Below are 1,412 nucleotides of genomic sequence, written 5' to 3' on the forward strand. Positions count from 1 at the left end.
GGCCTCCGCCTCCGGCGGCTGCGGGCTTGACCGAGCCCGCCCCGCAGGAACTGCTGCTCACCATGGATTGCAAGCGGCAGTGACACTGGGCTCAACCGGGGGCCCTTTCCTCATGTCGCCAGGGGGCCGGTTCCTGATGTCGTTTGACATTCCCAATGGGTAGGTACCATGTCCGACCTGCACAGGCAGCCTTTCACTTCATCCTCTCGGGCCGAATAGAGTTCTGCGGCGACAGCTCGCACGCGCTCGCCGGTCAGACGGTGGGCCTGCCGGACATCCCGGCGGACGAACTGGAGTGACCGCCGATCCGCCTGTCCGCACTCAATCCAACAGCGCGTTCCAGGCATCCCAGCCGTCCCGACTGAGGCGCCACCGGCCCGGCCCGTCGCCGGGCGTGATCAGCCCGAGGTCCTGGCATTCCTCGATCAGCCACTCCAGCGACCAGCCCGGCTTCATCGCACAGACCTCGCCGGTATCCGGGTCAGCCGTCAACAGGAGCAGGATCTGGTCCTGAGATAGGTGGCTTCGGATGTCGGACAGACTGCTATACCGGAGCCTAGGCATGAGGCCGCCTTCCGGAGTGGCGCGAAGATGCTGCACCGTCAACTCTCGTCAAGGTGTCTGCGTCCATGTTGGCCCTCAAGTAGTAGAGAACATGAGAATGGAAGATCGCAGTGGGTCGGTTTGGAATTCAGTGAATTCTCCACTCAGATAATGCCATTATTGTTTGGAATAATGTCTTTGCTGAGAATGGCTTAAGAAGTAATGACCATGCTAGTTTTCTTGAGCCGATATGGAAATCATCGCTGCTGTTTCCCGTCATGATTATCACCGGAGCATGTGGGCAAAAGTGCTTTATGAAATTAATAAAATCATAAGTTAACTGGTTATGGTGTGTGGATTGCGTAATAGGGGCGTCGAAAAGCACTAAATCAGGAGAAAAGCCACGGCATGATATGTGATGCTCTGCCTCCTCTATCGAAGAAAGTGCAAGCACTCGAAATCCCCAGCTTTCAAGAGTCAAGGAAAGGGCTTCGCATACTTGTGTATGTGGATCGACTGCAATTATGAAAAAATCATTAGGCGTCGTAAAAATAGTCATGCCGCCATTTCCTTTGGAATGATATGAAAGCTTACATTATCTCAGGAGCATTTACTTACAGTTAAACAGGTTGATTTTTGGCCGGAATGTGAGAGAAAGTACCTATCGCTTTGAAAGTCCGAAGAAAGTCTTCCCGTATTTTCTCACCAGCCGCCCGGCCCGTAACTGCTCACCCGGCTGGCGGCAGCTGAGCCGTTAAGCGACGACGAAAGTGCCGTCGATCAGGTGGCGGATGGCGGTCCAGGCGGACTGGCCTTGGCGGCGCGCGGTTCCGGTGACGGAGCGATAGCCAGCGTGGATGTCCGGCCCC

The 1,412-nt window shown here is 55.6% G+C and carries 3 protein-coding genes; 1 reads left to right on the forward strand and 2 read right to left on the reverse strand.

Annotated elements, in window-relative coordinates:
* Positions 1-155 precede the first annotated feature (155 nt).
* The gene (locus AC1DVI_RS32310; RefSeq protein WP_476961462.1) at positions 156-299 is read left to right on the forward strand and encodes a hypothetical protein; all 144 of its coding nucleotides are present in this window, start codon (positions 156-158) and stop codon (positions 297-299) included.
* 22 nt (positions 300-321) lie between these two features.
* Here the strand turns inward: AC1DVI_RS32310 and AC1DVI_RS32315 are convergent, their stop codons facing one another.
* The gene (locus AC1DVI_RS32315; RefSeq protein WP_476961463.1) at positions 322-492 is read right to left on the reverse strand and encodes a hypothetical protein; all 171 of its coding nucleotides are present in this window, start codon (positions 490-492) and stop codon (positions 322-324) included.
* Positions 493-691: 199 nt separating this feature from the next.
* Positions 692-1,102: a response regulator gene (locus AC1DVI_RS32320; RefSeq protein ID WP_476961464.1), complete on the reverse strand. Its 411-nt coding sequence runs from the start codon at positions 1,100-1,102 to the stop codon at positions 692-694.
* Positions 1,103-1,412: the final 310 nt, after the last annotated feature.

The organism is Azospirillum sp. P4_B5 (genome assembly GCF_056402275.1).

Excerpts from the sequence above, each read along its gene's own strand:
- AC1DVI_RS32310 (WP_476961462.1), top strand. The coding sequence starts at position 156 with ATGGGTAGGTACCATGTCCGACCTGCACAGGCAGCCTTTCACTTCATC.
- AC1DVI_RS32320 (WP_476961464.1), bottom strand. The coding sequence starts at position 1,102 with ATGACTATTTTTACGACGCCTAATGATTTTTTCATAATTGCAGTCGAT.